The organism is Chitinophaga filiformis (assembly GCF_021646545.1).
GTDB classification, from domain to species: Bacteria; Bacteroidota; Bacteroidia; order Chitinophagales; family Chitinophagaceae; genus Chitinophaga; species Chitinophaga filiformis_A.
Genome location: NZ_JAKIRP010000004.1, coordinates 17,985 through 35,422, shown reverse-complemented (window position 1 = coordinate 35,422; position 17,438 = coordinate 17,985). Strand labels below are relative to the sequence as shown.

Genomic DNA, 17,438 nt, shown 5'->3' with positions numbered 1-17,438 from the left:
AAAAAGCGCCTTGCAAAACGTATCACCGTTTCACAAGACGCTCCCTGAGAACAATAACGTGAACGTCAATTACTTGTTGCTCACAGCTGCCGTGTTATTAAATAAAGGATTCAATCGGCAATATTTCTTTCCTTCAAAGCTGATCTCATAATCAGACTTAAAGTGGGTGCTCTTTCTATAATAATCAGTTGTAATGATCTGCGCTCCTGAATTGCATGCTGCAACAAAGCTGGATTTATCGTTCAGTCGTGCTTCTTTGGTATCTGAGTCAGCCCTCGTGCGGATGATGTAACCTTTCGCTACGAGGTCTTTTATTTCAGGACTGTTCGGATTGTTCCTGATCATCATACCTGCTTCCGGAGTACCTGGATCGGAGTTGGAGAATACAACACGGCCCTTCAGTCCTGGATGACCAGCAATGTAAAGATCTCTCTTATCATCTTTGGCATCGAGGATGAAAGCAAATTTACCTTCCGCAGCTTTTACTGTTGGCCAGTTATCATGCAGTACTGCTTCTTCCAGTGTCTTATATTTTCCTCTCACCATATCCGGCGTAATCAGATGCTCCTTACCTAACCCATCTATCAATGCCTGATCCAGCTGATCGAAAACTTCTGTAGTGAATGGTTCCGGTTCAGTGATTTCCTTACTTTTTGAAGCACCATCTTTAGGCTCCAGTGTAATAAAGACAGGGTAGTGATGCGGATGCTTCTCTGACCATGCTTTTAACTCTGCTAAAAGGTTCTTCAATGTCAGATAATCATTACGGAAGTCCAGATCCGGAATGTGCAATACTTTGAACCCTGGTTCTTTCATAAGCCCTTTCTCATCATAAGGTGCCTGTCCTTTCGCCCAATCCAGCCCTTTAGGATGTGCATATTTACCGCCTTTGGCATCTGCATAAACATCGATCTCCAGGTTCAATAAACCCATATCCAATTGCTCTGTAATAGAAATGTGTTCGTAATCAATTTTACTGGCCGACACTGAATCGCGCTGCTGGAACATTTTGAACAATGCGGGGTCGATGGCTTGCTTGTAACTGTTGTGTGAACCGATGACCTGTATTCTATTCATCTTCACGCTGTCTGGTACTTCGTTATGCAGCAGGCTCAGGGCCGCCGTTAATATTAATCCTGAAAGTGCCTTCATGATATATTGTTTTAAAAACAGCCGGCCTGTGAAAGAACCGGCTGTTGGGCTTTATGATGTATCTTTTATTATTTAGTATCTGCAATCCTTTAATTATTGCTCATAACCTGGATTCTGTCTCAGATTACCATTCAGCCTGATTTCCGTAATAGGAATAGGATAGAGTCTTCTTCTGGTATCCTTATTCATGCTCAGGTTATCGTTTGGCAAAGGATATTCTTTTTCAAACTGGTCAAAGCGGATCAGGTCATTACGGCGCCATCCCTCCCAGGATAGTTCACGGGCACGTTCATCCAATAATCCCGGCAGGTCAATACCAGCAACCGGAGGTGCGCCGGCACGGGCGCGCAGCAAGTTAACCAAATAATCAGGTGTTTGCAATGCGCCATTGACAGTGGTTGGTGCTGCACCACGTAAAATAGCCTCAGCTTTCATCAGGTATATGTCTGCGAGACGGAATACCGGTACATCATTACCATTCAGACGGGTAGCCTGGATAATGGCAGGATCAGGATAGTACTTAATGGAACGTACACCTGATGCCTGGCTGGCCTGTGTATTGCCAAGGTCCATTGGTTTGGGTGGTACCAGTACCAGGTCTGGCGTGATCACAACCTGGGTATTACTGTTCGGATAATATACCGGCTGACTAGTGAAGCCTCCATTACCATCAGGGTAATATTGAGGGCCTACCAGCCAGGTATTGTTCCTTACATCGCCGTTCAGGTTGAAGCGGTTATAGAATTCAGGTGTGGTGCTCATCGCAATACTCAGACCAACATTAAATCCGTAAGCCTGCGCCAGGTAATAGTAGAAGCCGAAACGGGTGAACTGATTACCAGGTATCTGCTGATCGTAAGGAATAGCAAAGATAGTCTCGTTGATCTGCGGACCGTTATTCGGTAGGAAGATGTCACGGAACCTGCCATCCAGGAAGTAGTTTTTATTGTTTTGGATACTGTCTGCCATAGCAACAACATCCTGATTACGGTCATTGCCCGCCCCTAAATAAACAGATGCATTGAGGTACATCTTTGCCAGCAGGGCAAATGCCATTGCTTTTGTAGGACGGCCATACTGCAATACATTGGTAGCAGCATTGCTCGATTTAGATGGCAGCTGTTGTGCGATAGCTTTCAGCTCTGATTCAATGAATGCGAAGATCTTGGCTCTTTCCTGCGTGGCAGGTAAAGTAGCTACCGGAAAGTCAGTGATCAGCGGCACATTACCATAAGTATCCATCATGAAGAAATAATACAACGCACGTATCGCTCTTACTTCAGCAATATTGGCTGCTTTAGTGGTAGTGTCTACGTTGGAGGCGGTCGTCAGATTGATCAGACGGTTACAGTTGTTGATACCGCCGAAACCCCACTGCCAGATACCGGTCACATTCGGATGATCAAATGTCCAGGTATGATAGTGTAATTGCCTGTACTGACCACCATCATCGAAGTTACCATCACGGGCTGGAATGATCGCTTCATCTGTAGATAGCTCCTGCATACGCCAATAGGCGATAGCGTAGTTGGAGGCCAGGTTTGTATACATAGTACCAAGTAAAGCAGCATAATCCTGGGAGGTGGAAGGGAAGTTGCCGTTTACATATTGTGATTCAACATCTACATCTAATTTCCTGCAGGCACTAACCGTAACAAGTGCTGCAATCGCAGTGATGAATATATTTTTCTTTTTCATCCGTTAATATTTTTTTATTGTTCCCTATGGAACACTCATTTCCTTAATTAAAATGAAGCACTCAGACCAACGATATAAGTACGTGTTTTAGGATAGAAGTTATTATTGTCAATACCAGGAGTAACACCACCGATATTGATCTCAGGATCTATACCACGATATTTGGTGATCACGAACAGGTTATTGGCGGTAGCATAGAAACGGATGCTCTTTACTGCCTGCGTACGTGGTTTGAAAGTATAACCGAGTGACAGGTTATCCAGACGCAGATAGGAGCCGCTTTCTAAGAAACGGTCAGAGATCAGGTAGCCGTTGATGTCATTGTATGACTCATTTGTAGTGAACTGCGGGATATTCTGAATTTTTGAATCAACAGGGTTGTTCAATCCTGCGAGTGTAGCATTCAGGATCTTATTGCCTAATACGCCACGCACCAGGAAATTCAGGTCGAAGTTCTTATAATAGAAATTGTTGCTCCATCCGTACATCAGCTTTGGCTGAGCATTGCCTGCCAGTTTCGCATCTGTGGTGAGGGGCTGTGTTGCAGTAACACTGCCATCTGCTTTCTGATAAGTACTTACGCCGTTATCGTTCTTACCCAGGTAATGCCACAGGTTAAACGTACCTAAAGCATAACCAGGCAGGATGATCTGGCTGTAGTTACCAGATTGCCCTTTACCCCCCAGCTGTGCGGTCTGGATATAGTTAATAGCAAATTTTTCGTTGGAGAGATTGGTGATCTCGTTCTTGTTGTGCGCCAGGTTGAGGTTCGTTCTCCAGGTGAAACCGTGCGATTTCACAACTGTAGCGCTCAATGCCAGCTCTATACCACTGTTCTTGATGCTACCTACGTTGGCAGTATAAGTTGGTACGAAGTACTGTGTAGTAGATACCGGATACTGATCATAGATCAGATCAGAAGTCTTCTTGATATAGTAATCAATCGAACCGCTTATCCTGTCTTTCAACATACCGAAGTCCAGACCGATGTTGGTAGTAGCTGTAGCTTCCCATTTCAGATCAGGGTTATCGTTACGCACCGGACCGATCGCATTGGTAACATTACCATTGTACAGGAACTTGGAGTTACCTGCTGGTGTACCATAGATCAACAGGGAAGAGAATGCGTTAAAGCCTGCACTGTTACCAGACACACCATAACCTGCTCTCAGTTTCAGTACGGTGATCAGGTCAACATTCTTCATGAATGGCTCACTGCTGATATTCCAGCCTGCAGAAACTGCAGGGAAATATCCCCAACGATTGTTGATACCGAATGCTGATGAACCATCATTCCTCAATGAAGCCATGAAGAGGTACTTATCGGCATACGAATATTGCACACGACCATAGTAAGAGATAAGCCTGAGGGTAGAGATCGGATTATTGTCGAAAGCTAATTGCGACGTATTCGCCGGATTTGACAGGAATAAGTTGTTATAAGTCAAAGCATCATTAGAGAAATTCTGGGTGGTGATACCGAAACCATCATTAGTACGGTCCTGCTGATAAGTATAACCAGCCAGCAATTTAATGGTATTGGCGCCGAAAGTTTTGTCGTAGTTGAAATAAGATTCCACTACAGTACTTGTATTCTGATAAGCCTTCCTTGTAGCCACACCGTTCAGGTTAACAGCCAGGCCTGAAGCATGGTTGTAATAACTGTTATAGTTGTTCTGGTTCCTTTGAGAAGACAGTGATAAAGTATATTTCAGCCCTTTGAAAATATCAGCCTGTACCAGACCTGTGATCAATGTTTTGTTATCATCCGTTTTGATGAAGTTATTGTCGATCAGCGACAGTGGATTCAGTGTGCCATTACCGGTTCTTGCATAATATTCCTTATATGTACCGTCCGCATTGAAGGGACTTACGGTTGGCAGATAGAATAACATATTGGAAAGCACCTGTGTCTGCACAATGTCGTTGCTCTTAGTGTGGCTGTTGGTAACAGCCAGACCTAAACGCAGGCGATTGTCAAAGAAGCGCTGTGTAACATAGCCTCTTATAGTAGTGCGCTCGAGGGAGGTGTTCTTCAGAATACCATCATTCTTCAGGTAGTTGAAGCTGCCACCATAGTCTGTAGTAGCATTGGCGCCACCGAAAGAAACGTTGTGATTATGGGAATAACCTTTTCTTTCCACCAGTTTCTGCCAGTTCGTGTTGGAACCGTCATCATTCAGGTCGGGAATTAAGGTCTGGCCATTCTTTTTGAGATATGCGCGCAGCTCATCACCCGTCAGCATGTCCAGTTGCTTGGACACTTCTTCCATGGCAACATACGCGTTGTAGGAAAGTCTTGTCTGACCTGTTTTTGCTCTTTTGGTAGTAACGATGATTACGCCATTGGCTGCACGGGCGCCATAAATAGCCGTAGCTGCAGCATCTTTCAATACATCGATACTTTCAATATCAGCCGGCGCAAGCAGGTCAATAGACGCACCCGGTACACCGTCTATTACATAGAACGGTTCCATCGCACCACCGGTGGTACGGATGGTGGAAGGACCTCTTAATACTACAGCCGGAGCTGCGTTAGGGTCACCGCTTTTCGTCACGTTGAGGCCAGCTACTTTACCCTGTAATAATTCAGCAGGAGTAGTGAGTACACCCTGATTAAATTCTTCTGACTTGATAGTCGTAATTGAGCCTGTTACATCTTTTTTGCTTGCAGTGCCGTAACCGATCACCACTACATCTTTCAATTGTTTTGTATCCGTTACTAATGTTACATTGATCACTTTTTTGTCTCCGACAGTAATTTCTTTTGGAAGAGATCCCATTAATGTAAACAGGATCACATCTTCCGGGCCTTTTGCTACAATCGTGTAGGCCCCGTTTGCATTTGTAATAGTTCCGGTACTGGTTCCTTTGACGGAAACAGTCACACCGGGGAGAGGTGCATTGTTCTCGTCTGTTACTATACCTTTAATAGTGCCATTCGTCTGAGCAAAAGCAGAAAAGCTCAGAAACATTGCGAAGAATAAAGCAGGAAATGCTTTACCTGCAACGCTACAGAATGACCTTAATTTTAAAAAATACATTCTCTTCATGTAGTTTAATTGTTAAGGATTGCTGAAGGAGTATAGATGCTGATATGTCAAAGAACCATAGCTATGGAAATGCAAAAGTATCTACAAGGAATCCATCGATCAAAGCACTTTACAATAGCATAACAATTCCTTTAAATAGGGTAGGGAAAGCTGGGATGAGTGGTCTATATATTATATGAAGTGGAGAGGCGGGGTACTTGATTGAGTATGTATAAAAAAAAGCGCGATTGCTGCTTAAACAACAATCGCACTTTTTTATGTAGTCACTATTTTATTGCATAGCAACTATCTTTTTTAGAAGCGGTAACCTATTGTCATACGGAAGTTTCGGCGAGGTTCTACGATGTAACTATAATAACCGGATGCATTTGTTGGAATCGATGCTGCAGTAAGCAGTTTACGATCGTCCAGCAGGTTGTTTACGAGAAGGCCGACAGTGTATTTTCCTCTCGAATAGTTCAGTCCTGCGTCTGTACGGAAGTAGTTAGGAATGTTAGACTTCCTGGTATTTGTCCCTACAGCACGCTCTGCCTGCCACTGGATACCGGCAGAAGCACCAAAGCCTGTCAGCGCGCCATGACCCACGCGATAAGATAGCCAGCCGTTGGTAACATGTGCAGCAGTATTGGGTGTAATGTTACCTACAGTTGATGTTGCTTCCGGTTTGCCAGGAGCATCTTTGCTTATTTTGGAATCAGTGTAGGCGTAGTTGATATTTACGTTTAAGCCGGGTACGATTTCACCATTGACATCTGCTTCGATACCTTTTGTAACAGTCTCACCCAGTGCGACAGATACGGGAGCACCACGGCTGTCGTTGATACCCAGTGCTACCTTCGCATTCTGACGGGCAATACGGTAACCAGTTAATGATGCTACCCAACGACCATTGAAGAATTCTTTTTTAATACCCGCTTCGATGTCATTACCTCTGATAGCCTCGAATGCCTGCAGGTTTGAATCCAGTCCTGACTGAGGTACGAACGACTGATCATACAAAGCATATACAGAAGTTGACTTGTCAATGGAGTAGCTAAGACCTACGCGGGGAGAAAATACGTTATCTTTTATTTCGGCTGCTTTAGTTTTACCTACAGTTTCTGCATAAGTGAATCGCAGTCCCAGAGATAAACGCAGTCTGTTGTCGAAGAAGCCAAGTTCATCCTGTGCATATACAGATGTATAATTCACAGATGAAATATATGCGCTTGCTCCGGCCCTGGTCCTTACACTCTGTGAACGGTCTATAACAGGAATGGAGTCGAACGGAATACCATATACAGGATGGTACACATTGAAGATGGAGTCTTTCAGACGAAGTTGAGGTTCCAGTGTACGGAAGTCGCCCCAGAACTTCTTGTTACCCATGTCAACACCAGTCAGGATCCTGTGACGGATGCTACCGGTATATTCCTCTCCTGACAGTGACATCTGTGCAAACCTGTTTTCACCAGCTTCATCACCAATACTGAAGTAGCGGCTCATATTACCATTTCTACCCACAGTATCGGCCCATACACTGTTGGCTACCATGCTGAAGTTAAAATAAGCAACCTGTGCATGCGCCTGCCATTTGTCATTCAGCTGGTGATCTAAATAAACGTAAGCACTATGATCTCTGAGACGGCCAGGCTCCAGGGATGGATCTCCGTAAAAGAAGTCGTTGGAAATGCCTTCATCCAGCAGTTTATTTCTGGAGAACTGATAATTACCATTTCCAAGGTATTTCGAGCCCTGGAAAGTATATTCTACTGTGATGGATGTTTTATCGTCTACCAGGTATTTTAGTACGGGAGCAAACAGATAGCGGTTGCTGTAGTTGTATTTTGTATAGAAATCTTTCTGCTGACCGGCAACGTTCAATCTGTACAGCAGTTTACCATCTTTGCTCAGTTTACCGTCAAAGTCAAGCGCCGCACGGTAGGTACTGAAGCTACCCATGCTGATGTTAGCAGAACCTTTGGTGATACCGGTAGGTTTTTTAGTAACCACGTTATAAAAACCACCAGGCTCACCGGCAGCCAGCATAAAACCTGCAGGGCCTTTTACGAACTCAATGCGTTCTATCATAGCTGCATCTTCTGCAGTAGGACCCCAGCTGGCTTCAATGTTCATTCCATTGCGGAAAGCAGGGATCTTGGAACCTCTCATGCGGATCTGTGCATATTGGTTATCCCAATGTCCTACACGTGTGGCGCCACTCACGTTGCGCGTAATGCCATCTACGATGTCAAATGTCTGCTGGTCAGCCAGCAGACTGGCAGAGATGACCTGTATATTCTGTGGTATCTCGAGCAAAGGTGTTTTCAGACGTAGGGAACCCGATACCGCATCTGCTTTATATTTATTTCTGGCACTGTTGATGATCACTTCCTGTAACTGCTGGTTGGAAGCTTCCAGCTGGATAGTGACATTAACGATTTCGTCCTGTGCAACATCCACTTCCTTTGTCGTTACTTTATAACCGATCAGCATTACCTGCAGTGTGTAATGACCTGCGTGCATTCTTTTAAACAGGAATTCTCCCTTTTCGTTGGTCAGGGTACCTCTGTTCTTTTCCTTTATTTGTACTGCTACAAAAGCGGCAGGACTACCGTCGCCGGTAATGACGGTTCCTTTAATGGCAGAAAGAGGTTCGCTGATAGAAAAGGCTGGTGTGCCTGCAAGCAGGACACATAATAGACATAACAATCCGAACAGTTGGTTAAATTTAGTATACATATAGGCTGATTAGCTGATGAATCGAATATTGTGAACGCGGCGCAAATCTAAATGAGGAAACAGGGGATGATTTATCAAATTGGGAAAATGGTTTTCGCAATGCGGAAAAAAAATGATACACGATAAGTTTATTAGCCCTTCTTTATCGTTTTGCTTATAACGGGATAGCCTGATTGTAAGGCTTTTGTGATTGCAATATGAAAAATATAAGCCAGGCTAACCATACCGCGGTGACCTGCCCCAAATCAGCGTTATTTGAAATTTGCAAGTAATGGATTGATATCCTCAATGATGGATTTTGCATCCCGCCTGAACTTTGTTCCATCAAAATCATAAACAAGATGGAAAGCAAAAGTAAAATAGCTTTGATAACCGGCGGTGGCCGTGGTTTAGGAAGAGACATGGCACTCCGGATCGCTGAAAAAGGAATGGATGTGATCATCACCTATAATAGCAGGGAAGAAGATGCGCTGAATGTAGTAAAACTGTTACAGCAGAATGGACGGAAGGCCGCTGCCCTGCAATTAAATACAGGCGATATTAAAAGCTTCGAAGGTTTCTTTAGTCAGTTGAAAGGGGAGCTGAAGGATAGATTCAATGCAGAAGGCTTTGACTTCCTGATCAATAATGCCGGCGTCGGGCGTAATGCGCCCTTTGCGGAAGTACCCGAACAGATGTTCGATGAATTAATGAATATACATTTCAAAGGCGTTTATTTCTTCACACAGGAAGCTTTAGGTTTGATGAATGATGGAGGCGGTATCATCAATGTATCTTCCGGCCATACCCGGGTAACGATTCCGAGATATTCCGCGTATGGCTCCATGAAGGCTGCAATAGAAACAGTAACGCGCTACTGGGCGGCCGAGCTGGCGCCAAGAGGCATCAGATCGAACGTTATTGCACCGGGCGCCATTGCAACAGACTTCTCCGGAGGTGTGGTAAGGGATAACCCTGACGTAAACAAGTTTGTAAGGGAAATGACAGCCCTGGGACGTGCAGGTGTACCCGAAGATGTTGGCGGGGTGGTAGCTTTCCTGTGTACGGACGATGCCAGGTGGATCACTGCCCAACGTATAGAAGTATCTGGTGGAATGCGCATCTGATATGCTGAGGATGGTCAGAAGGAGATCTGACAAAAGTGCTACCTTTAAGGTAAATGGTGCACTGGATATGATCTCAAAATCATCAATAACGGATTTTTATAAGAATTCGCAGGCCGAATACCCGGCAGGGATCGAGAAGGAAGTAGGACATTTCAACATATTCGAAATAGAGAAACTGTTTGATAAGAAGACAGGTTCTCGTATCATGCCTTACAGCAGGCGATCTTATTACAAGGTCAGCCTGCTCAGGGGAAAGAGCAGAGCGGAATATGCAGACAAAGTGGTGGATATCCGCGAAGGCGCATTGCTATTTGCTACACCCAGGATCCCTTATCACTGGATTCCCCAGGATGATAATCAGACCGGGATGTTCTTTATTTTCACGGAAGATTTTTTAGCTAAGAATAAAGTAGGTGTTGTAGTAGATGAACTGCCGATTTTCCGGCCAGGAGCATTGCCAATATTTGAGCTATCAGAAGCAGAGCGGACGGAGCTGGAGTATATCTTCAGAAAGATGCAGAGAGAGCTGGCTTCCGACTACATATACAAGTATGACCTGTTGCGTAATCTTGTTCTGGAGGTAATCCACTTCGGTCAGAAGTTGCAGCCCATGGCTGCGCTCGACCCTGTTCACAACGCATCTGAAAGAATATCTTCTCTGTTCGTGGAACTGCTGGAACGCCAGTTTCCGATAGAATCGCCTCAGCAGCGGCTCAAATTGCGTGCAGCCAAAGATTATGCGGACAGGCTGGCGGTACACGTCAATCACCTGAATAAGGTGTTAAAAGAAGTGACGGGGCAGACGACTACCGATATCATTACTAAACGGATTGTCCAGGAAGCGAAGATCCTGTTGAAACAGACAGATTGGACAGTTTCTGAGATCGCCTATACTTTAGGGTTTGATGATCCGGCTCACTTTTCGAATTTCTTCAAGAAACAGGCTTCTTTTTCGCCTGTGGCGTTCAGGTCATAGGAACTGTATTAATCGAATAAATCCCTTTTAAGACTTTGACTTAAAAGGGATTTTATTTAATTGATGAACAGGGTTTAGCCACAATATCGTGGTTTAATATATTCACCTCAATAAGTAAAAGATTCCATTACTAGTTGGTACAAGCCAATACTTTCAATTATCAGCAATATCGAAAGAAAAATAACCGATACTCTTTGCTTGTAGCTAAACTTTCGAAACGGAATAATACCAGCGGACAAAGACAGCAATAATGAGACTAAAGGAAAAATAACCAAAATAGCCAGACTTAAGGCATAAGGTACTTCCCATTCAGACAAGAATGATGGTTCGGTTAAAGTTGATCCATCCGGAATGGTGACAAAACAAACTATGGTACTCAGTAGTGATACCAGGATAGCAAGAATGAATAGTATCAATCTCAATTTATTGAAAGCTTTCCTCTGAGTGATATCCCTTTCTTCGAACGTTAGGTCAAGTATGTCTTCAGCCAATTTTTAAGCGTTTAGTATAAAAATAATGGCTAATATAAGGTAATCTTCCCTGAGATGCAGGTCGACGTTAATTATATATATTTGTCTGAGCCCTTTAACACCCATCCATATGAATATCGGCCAGCAAATACTGTTTTTCCTTAGTGCCCTGGGAGCTTTTAACGGCCTGGTACTCGGACTTTATATCCTGCATAAAAAGCGAAAATCTATTCCATTTCTTCTTTTGGGTATCCTGTTGCTGGCCATCAGTATTCGTGTGGCTAAATCAGTTTTCATCTATTTCAATCCCCAGCTCCCCAAGATTTATCTGCAGATAGGACTTTCCGCCTGTTTTCTCATCGGCCCTTCTCTGTATTATTTTTTCAGGGCAGCAATGGGAAGGCTTACTGTAATACCGGCCAGCTGGAAACGGGAGTGGAGCGTGCTCTTGGGCGTACTTGTGGTAGGCGGCGCTGTGTTTCCCTATCAGAGATGTCCCAACTTATGGAACCACTTTGTTGCCCAGCTCATTTACGTGGTATGGGGTGTTTACATAGTAGCTACCGGTTTTTTGCTCCGAAGCACCTTAAAAGCCTGTTTGGTGAACCGTTCCGGCTTAAACGCAACAGAGCAGTTCTGGCTGTGGGTATATGGGTCTAACTGCCTGCTATACCTGGTTTACCTGCTAGCCTTATTGCGCTACGTATACGGTATATATATAGGTGGTGGAATCACGTTCACCTCCATCTTGTATCTCACCATTTTCTTTTTTGTAAAGGGCGCCAGGATGGATCAACTGCTCACTGCCCCGGAAACAACATCCCTTGGCAAACCTGAAAAGAAGAAAATAGCCGACAATGACGCCCAGGCCTGGGCCGAAAAACTGGGACAGGCCATCATGGATAAGGCGCTGTATAAAGATCCTAATCTCAAGCTGAGTGACCTGGCCCGCGCCATTAATATCCCTGCCCACCAGTTATCCCAGCTGCTGAATGATAACCTGGGCAAAAGCTTTTCTACTTACATTAATGAGTATCGCATCAACGAAGCCTGTAAACTGATAACCACCAAGGAACATCTGACGTTTGAAGCTATCGGGTACGAGGTAGGGTACAACTCCAAGTCTACTTTTTATGCCGCCTTTAAGAAGGTAACGGATACCACTCCGGCACTTTTTAAGGAAACTACCCTAAAAACGACTAACTAATAACTGGTTGAAAATCTGAAATTTGTGATTTGTCGTCAGTCCGGATTTATAAATCCGGACTCCTGATTTACAATGGCAGACCATCGGTGTTGGAACCCTTACTAGGTTTGGGGAAACCTATAGTCGATGGCGAAAGTCTTTTCTTTTTTTTGTTTTCTTATAATGTTTGGCCCGTTTACCCGGGCGCAGGATTCAACCATTAAGACCCGGCAGTTGCAGGCCATAGAAATCAATGCCGCTCCTCCGGCGGTCCGGCAACAGGCCGATAAACTGGTGATGACGGTAGCGGGTAACCGGCTGTTCAAAACGGCAGCGAACGGTTTTGATGTACTGAAAAAGGTACCCGGCCTTGAGGTAGGAGGGGACGGTGCCTTATTACTGTATGGGAGGATCACTCCGACAGTTTTTATTGATGGCAAACCGGTGCTGATGAGCCCTGAAGCACTACAAACCTACCTCGCCGGTCTTTCATCCGACATGATCGCGTCTATAGCGCTGATCAATAACCCTTCCTCCCAGTATGATGCAGAATATAAAGCGATTATCGATATACGGTTGAAACAGGATCTGACCCTGGGCTGGAGGGGTAATATAAATACCAGTTTGCAGCGGAATGCCTATACCCATAACGATAATCAGCTGCAGCTCAGCTACAAGACGCCTAAACTTACCTACATGGCCCGGTTGGGTTATACAAGGGGGACCACTATTTACCGGTATCAGGCACTGCAACATCTGGCCAATACAGATATCATGGCCACGAATAACAAGGTGCCCACCAGTAATAATAACTTCAGTTATCAGCTGGGAGCGGACTATAACTTTAAAAAGAACCAACATATCGAACTGCAGCTGCGCGGCTTCCTGATAAACCGGAACGCTTATGCATACAATACGTTATATACAACCGATGCTACGGGGCAGCACCTTATTTTCAACACGCAAAGTATGAACCGCTACAACCCCACCCAGCGAAATTATCTGGTTAACCTGAATTACTCCGGTCAGTGGGGAAAGACCCAGTTGCAGCTACTAGGCTCATATGTACAGGCCAATACCCGGCAGCAGGAAGATATTCAAACGAGTGATGTCATCAGTGCGGCTCTGCTGGATTACTGGAAAACAGCACTAAGGCAGGACATTCGTATCCGTACCATACAGGCCGATCTTTCGCGGGAAACCGGCGTAGGTATCTTCCGCACGGGTGGTAAGTTTGTCTATACCTCTACCCGCAATAACATTCATTATGACACACTGACGACCGAGCACGTTTTTGCGCCCGATAGCGGACGGTCTAACAACTTTCACTACGATGAATATATCTCTGCAGGTTACCTGTCTTACGAAAGGAAACAGGGGAAATTTGATCTTGCAGCCGGTCTGCGTGCAGAACATACCCGGAGTATAGCCAATTCCATCACACAAAACGAGGTAACTAAACGGAATTACCTTACCTGGCTGCCCAGTATAAGCGCTACTTACACGATAAGTGAAAATCAACAGATAGGCTTCTCTTTTGCCCGCCGTATCACCCGGCCGACGTTTGGCCAGCTGAATCCATTTCGGTTCTATAATAGTCCTTTAAACTATGTAGTGGGCAATCCCTACCTCTTGCCTTCCAAAACAAATACGATGGCCTTAACTTACACTATCAGGTCGTATACGCTTACTTTGAATGCCGGCCGGGAGACAGACGCTATGCTCCGCTACCCGGAATATGATACCGTTACCAATGTGCTGGAATATCTTGGTAAAAACATGCCTCATAAAGATTTTGCCAACATAACCGTCAGCATTCCCCTTACAGTTACAAAATGGTGGCGTATGCAGCACAATATCAGCAGCGACTACAGAAAGGAACAGATTCCCTATCATGGCGTTACCTATGCAGTAGGCGTAACAGACTTTACAATCAGGGGAAGCCAGGTGGTTACCTTACCTAAGAACGTCACATTTGATGTGTCCTATTCCTATCGTTCACGCAGCGGTATCAGTCTCTATATCGCAAAGCCGCTATGGAATGTGGATATGGGACTGCAACGCTCATGGCTGAAAGGGAAGCTGAATACGCGGGTCAATTATTATGACATGTTCAATAGTACCACTTTCACCATTGTGTTCAGGGAAAAACACATCATTAATAACCAGCTGTCTCACTGGTATGGCCAGCAGCGGGTAGTCCTGACACTTAACTATAGTTTCGGAAAATCTACTTACAGGGCAAAGCAGGTGAATAAGAACGAAGAAGAGAACAGGGCAGGATTGTAAGAGGATCTTAACGATTTAACGTCTGTGAAAGTTCTATTTCCCTTACACTTCAGCGCGCCCGTATCTTAGTTTTGATACGGGCACTTTCTTTGTGTTTGTTTGATGGTGTTTGTCATCGTTTAAGCAACGCGCAGCGGCTTCATTTATTGCTGGTATCAGGATGCCCTGATGTAATTAGGTAATCTTTTATGCGCTGCTAACGATGTTAGTTTATTTTTGCTGCATCTCCCTTTATTCTTATATACCAGTTAGCCGAAAAAGTATTGTATTTCTCATCTGGTTTTACTATTTTTATCAAGTAGATAACCACGTGAAGTTGACCTGTTGACCAATAGAAAATTCCATTACAAAATCCAATGAAACACTAAGCCCCCGCCAGCTGTCTTTCATTCTGCATTGAACATTTCCATATGAAAATCAGAGCGCTCAATTTAACCATTGAAGCAATCACTGCCGCATTGCTATTACTTTGGATCTACACCGGCCTCAGTAAACTGATCCAATATGACAAATTCCGATTTGAGGTTGGCCGTTCTCCCTTTCTGCAACATATGGCTCCGCTGGTCGCAGCCATAGTGCCCGCAGGCGAGCTGGCGATAGCTGCAATGCTGATCTTTAAGCGCACGCGTATAGCCGGCCTGTATGCATCGTTATTCCTGATAACGCTGTTCGCCGGTTATGTGTATATCATGTTGCACTATGCTTATGATCTGCCTTGTAGTTGCGGTGGGATCATTGAGTTGTTAACCTGGGAACAGCACCTGATAGTTAATCTTATGTTCACCCTGCTTACTGCAATCGCCATATTGCTGCAAAGCCGGCTGATGGTGCTTAACAGGCAAAATATATCATTGTCTTAACGCTTTTATTGATCAATAAAACAGGACCCTCTTCTTCTGTATAAGCGGAGGCGGCCCATGGTGGCTGTTATTTTATTTCCTAACCACAAACGAGAACACATGAAAAAGATTAAATTCAGTTTTGCCGCACTGGTAGCTGTAGCTGCCATCGGATTGACTATTTCCACCAATGCAGGCACAATCATTAAAAAGACACAGGACGTTTGCTACCGGACAGTTACAATTCCTGGACTTCCTGCTGATCGCACCGCTACTTATGGCGGTAACCTGATCCTGTCATTCGGTAACTCAGTAAAGAGTGTTGCCGATCCTAACAGCGCTGCCAATTGTAGCGGCGACGATTATTTCTGTTGTGCAACTACGTTCCAGTCGCAAGGGAAAACATACGTTTGGGAAGTATTCATGACGGATTTGTAAGTCTTCATGGTCTTGCTCATAGTAGCAATGCCGTTGAAGGAAATGCGACGCAACGATGCCGGGTAGCGATAAACTGCCTGGTCTCATATTATTTAACAGAGACTGCTCCCGGGCAGTCTCTGTTCCTGTATTACTTTACAATTATGAAACGAACTTTAATATTCATCGGTTGCACGATGATGGCAGCGCTGACTTGCCTGTTTGTACTGGTATTGGTAGCAGGTATGCCTAATGACAGGAAGAACGGTTTTGACAGGCAGTGGGTGAAGGTGAACGTCCGCCAGCAACTGTCATATAAGTTACCACTTACCGGAGAACGATTGTTTGGTTGGGGAGATAGTATTTATTTATCAGCACCTTCACACCGGCAGATCTACAGTCTTGATAATAGTCTGCATATAAAAGACACCGTTGAGCTCACGGTAAATAAACAGCTCAGACCTCCGGTGAATTTCTTTGCTGACGCGACGCATATTTATGCGCATGAATATAACAGTGGAAAGTTATTCTTTAAAGAACTTCATGCAGCGCAGTTTGACTCTGCAAGGCTATCTGCGGGGCCCTTTGTAAAGTCTTTGCAATTATCAGATTCATTGGTAGTGATAAGAGGATTTGTACCAGGTAGTTTTCAACCTGTGTTTATGCGCATCAATATTCTTAATGGTGAACAGCGTAAGTCGAACCTGTTATCTGAAAAGGCAGATGCAGGTTTCTCTACTGATGGGATCTTATGTAGCAATACTCAAAAAGATCGCCTGTTTTACATACCTTATTTTGAAAATGGTATTTATTGCATGGACAATGAATTGAACCTGCGCTATAAGCAACATACCATCGATACTGTCTTTCACAATGATATCAGGGTTGCAGGCAGGGGAGACGGTGAAATGCAGAAGTTATATGCCTCCGCCCCCCGCGTAAAAGTAAATAAACGCGCCTTTGCGAATGATCGCTTGCTGTTCATCGAATCTGATCTGCAGGCGGACAATGAGCAACGGGATGCGTTCAGCAAGTATCCTGTATTGGATACCTATTATGTTGAAAACGGCAGTTATGCCGGAAGTTTCTATCTTCCGGTAGATAAAAAGAAAGTATTATCCTATTACGTTAATGCTGAAAAATTGTATGTTCTTTTAAAAGATGAGATAACATTATATACAATTACCCTTCCTTCATCTTCTTTCCATAGATAAGTGTCTATTTTACAGTATATATCCCGGTATTCCTTAATTGAATTAGGATATTTTTAAATGAGTGCTTGTTTATCGCATATAATTCCCTTAAACTTGTGGAATCATATTGTTCACCTTGCTGATGGCGAAAAGATGGCTGCTTTCTTTTTGTTGTTGGTATAAATCCTAAACCTGTTTAACCGATAATTCTTCTGAAAACCATATCAAGCGAATATTAAAAGATATCAACTGGTAATACGCAACGGCATCAGATAAGTTCCAATGGAGTGGTCATTGGTAAGTAAACCCACTAATATCTGTTAAAAGACCGTTTCCCT

Annotated in this window: 11 protein-coding genes; 7 read left to right on the top strand and 4 right to left on the bottom strand. The window is 44.2% G+C overall.

Going from position 1 to position 17,438, the window contains the following annotated elements:
* Positions 1 to 69: 69 nt before the first annotated feature.
* The 4 genes from L3C95_RS12490 to L3C95_RS12475 form a co-directional block, all read right to left on the bottom strand.
* Positions 70 to 1,152, bottom strand: coding sequence for a phosphatidylinositol-specific phospholipase C1-like protein (locus L3C95_RS12490; protein WP_236387540.1), 1,083 nt, complete (start codon positions 1,150 to 1,152; stop codon positions 70 to 72).
* A 93-nt stretch (positions 1,153 to 1,245) separates the two neighbouring features.
* Positions 1,246 to 2,850, bottom strand: a complete 1,605-nt coding sequence (locus L3C95_RS12485; RefSeq protein WP_236387538.1) for a RagB/SusD family nutrient uptake outer membrane protein — start codon at positions 2,848 to 2,850, stop codon at positions 1,246 to 1,248.
* Between the two features lie 47 nt (positions 2,851 to 2,897).
* On the bottom strand, positions 2,898 to 5,903 hold the full coding sequence (locus L3C95_RS12480) for a SusC/RagA family TonB-linked outer membrane protein (RefSeq protein WP_236387537.1): 3,006 nt from the start codon (positions 5,901 to 5,903) through the stop codon (positions 2,898 to 2,900).
* Between the two features lie 294 nt (positions 5,904 to 6,197).
* The gene (locus L3C95_RS12475; RefSeq protein WP_236387535.1) at positions 6,198 to 8,624 is read right to left on the bottom strand and encodes a TonB-dependent receptor; all 2,427 of its coding nucleotides are present in this window, start codon (positions 8,622 to 8,624) and stop codon (positions 6,198 to 6,200) included.
* A 341-nt stretch (positions 8,625 to 8,965) separates the two neighbouring features.
* Here L3C95_RS12475 and L3C95_RS12470 point away from each other — a divergent pair, with 341 nt between their 5' ends.
* The 7 genes from L3C95_RS12470 (at position 8,966) to L3C95_RS12440 (ending at position 17,121) form a co-directional block, all read left to right on the top strand.
* A complete protein-coding gene (locus L3C95_RS12470; RefSeq protein WP_236387533.1) occupies positions 8,966 to 9,730 on the top strand; it encodes an SDR family NAD(P)-dependent oxidoreductase in 765 nt (254 codons plus the stop codon).
* A gap of 10 nt (positions 9,731 to 9,740) precedes the next feature.
* A complete protein-coding gene (locus L3C95_RS12465) occupies positions 9,741 to 10,706 on the top strand; it encodes a helix-turn-helix domain-containing protein (RefSeq protein WP_236387531.1) in 966 nt (321 codons plus the stop codon).
* Between the two features lie 600 nt (positions 10,707 to 11,306).
* Positions 11,307 to 12,383 carry a helix-turn-helix domain-containing protein gene (locus tag L3C95_RS12460; protein ID WP_236387529.1) on the top strand — a complete coding sequence of 359 codons (1,077 nt, stop codon included), beginning with the start codon at positions 11,307 to 11,309 and terminating at the stop codon, positions 12,381 to 12,383.
* Between the two features lie 126 nt (positions 12,384 to 12,509).
* On the top strand, positions 12,510 to 14,651 hold the full coding sequence (locus L3C95_RS12455; RefSeq protein ID WP_236387527.1) for an outer membrane beta-barrel family protein: 2,142 nt from the start codon (positions 12,510 to 12,512) through the stop codon (positions 14,649 to 14,651).
* A gap of 410 nt (positions 14,652 to 15,061) precedes the next feature.
* Positions 15,062 to 15,511: a MauE/DoxX family redox-associated membrane protein gene (locus L3C95_RS12450; protein ID WP_236387525.1), complete on the top strand. Its 450-nt coding sequence runs from the start codon at positions 15,062 to 15,064 to the stop codon at positions 15,509 to 15,511.
* A 99-nt stretch (positions 15,512 to 15,610) separates the two neighbouring features.
* On the top strand, positions 15,611 to 15,928 hold the full coding sequence (locus L3C95_RS12445) for a hypothetical protein (protein WP_236387523.1): 318 nt from the start codon (positions 15,611 to 15,613) through the stop codon (positions 15,926 to 15,928).
* Positions 15,929 to 16,071: 143 nt separating this feature from the next.
* On the top strand, positions 16,072 to 17,121 hold the full coding sequence (locus tag L3C95_RS12440) for a hypothetical protein (protein WP_236387522.1): 1,050 nt from the start codon (positions 16,072 to 16,074) through the stop codon (positions 17,119 to 17,121).
* The last annotated feature ends 317 nt before the right edge of the window (positions 17,122 to 17,438 follow it).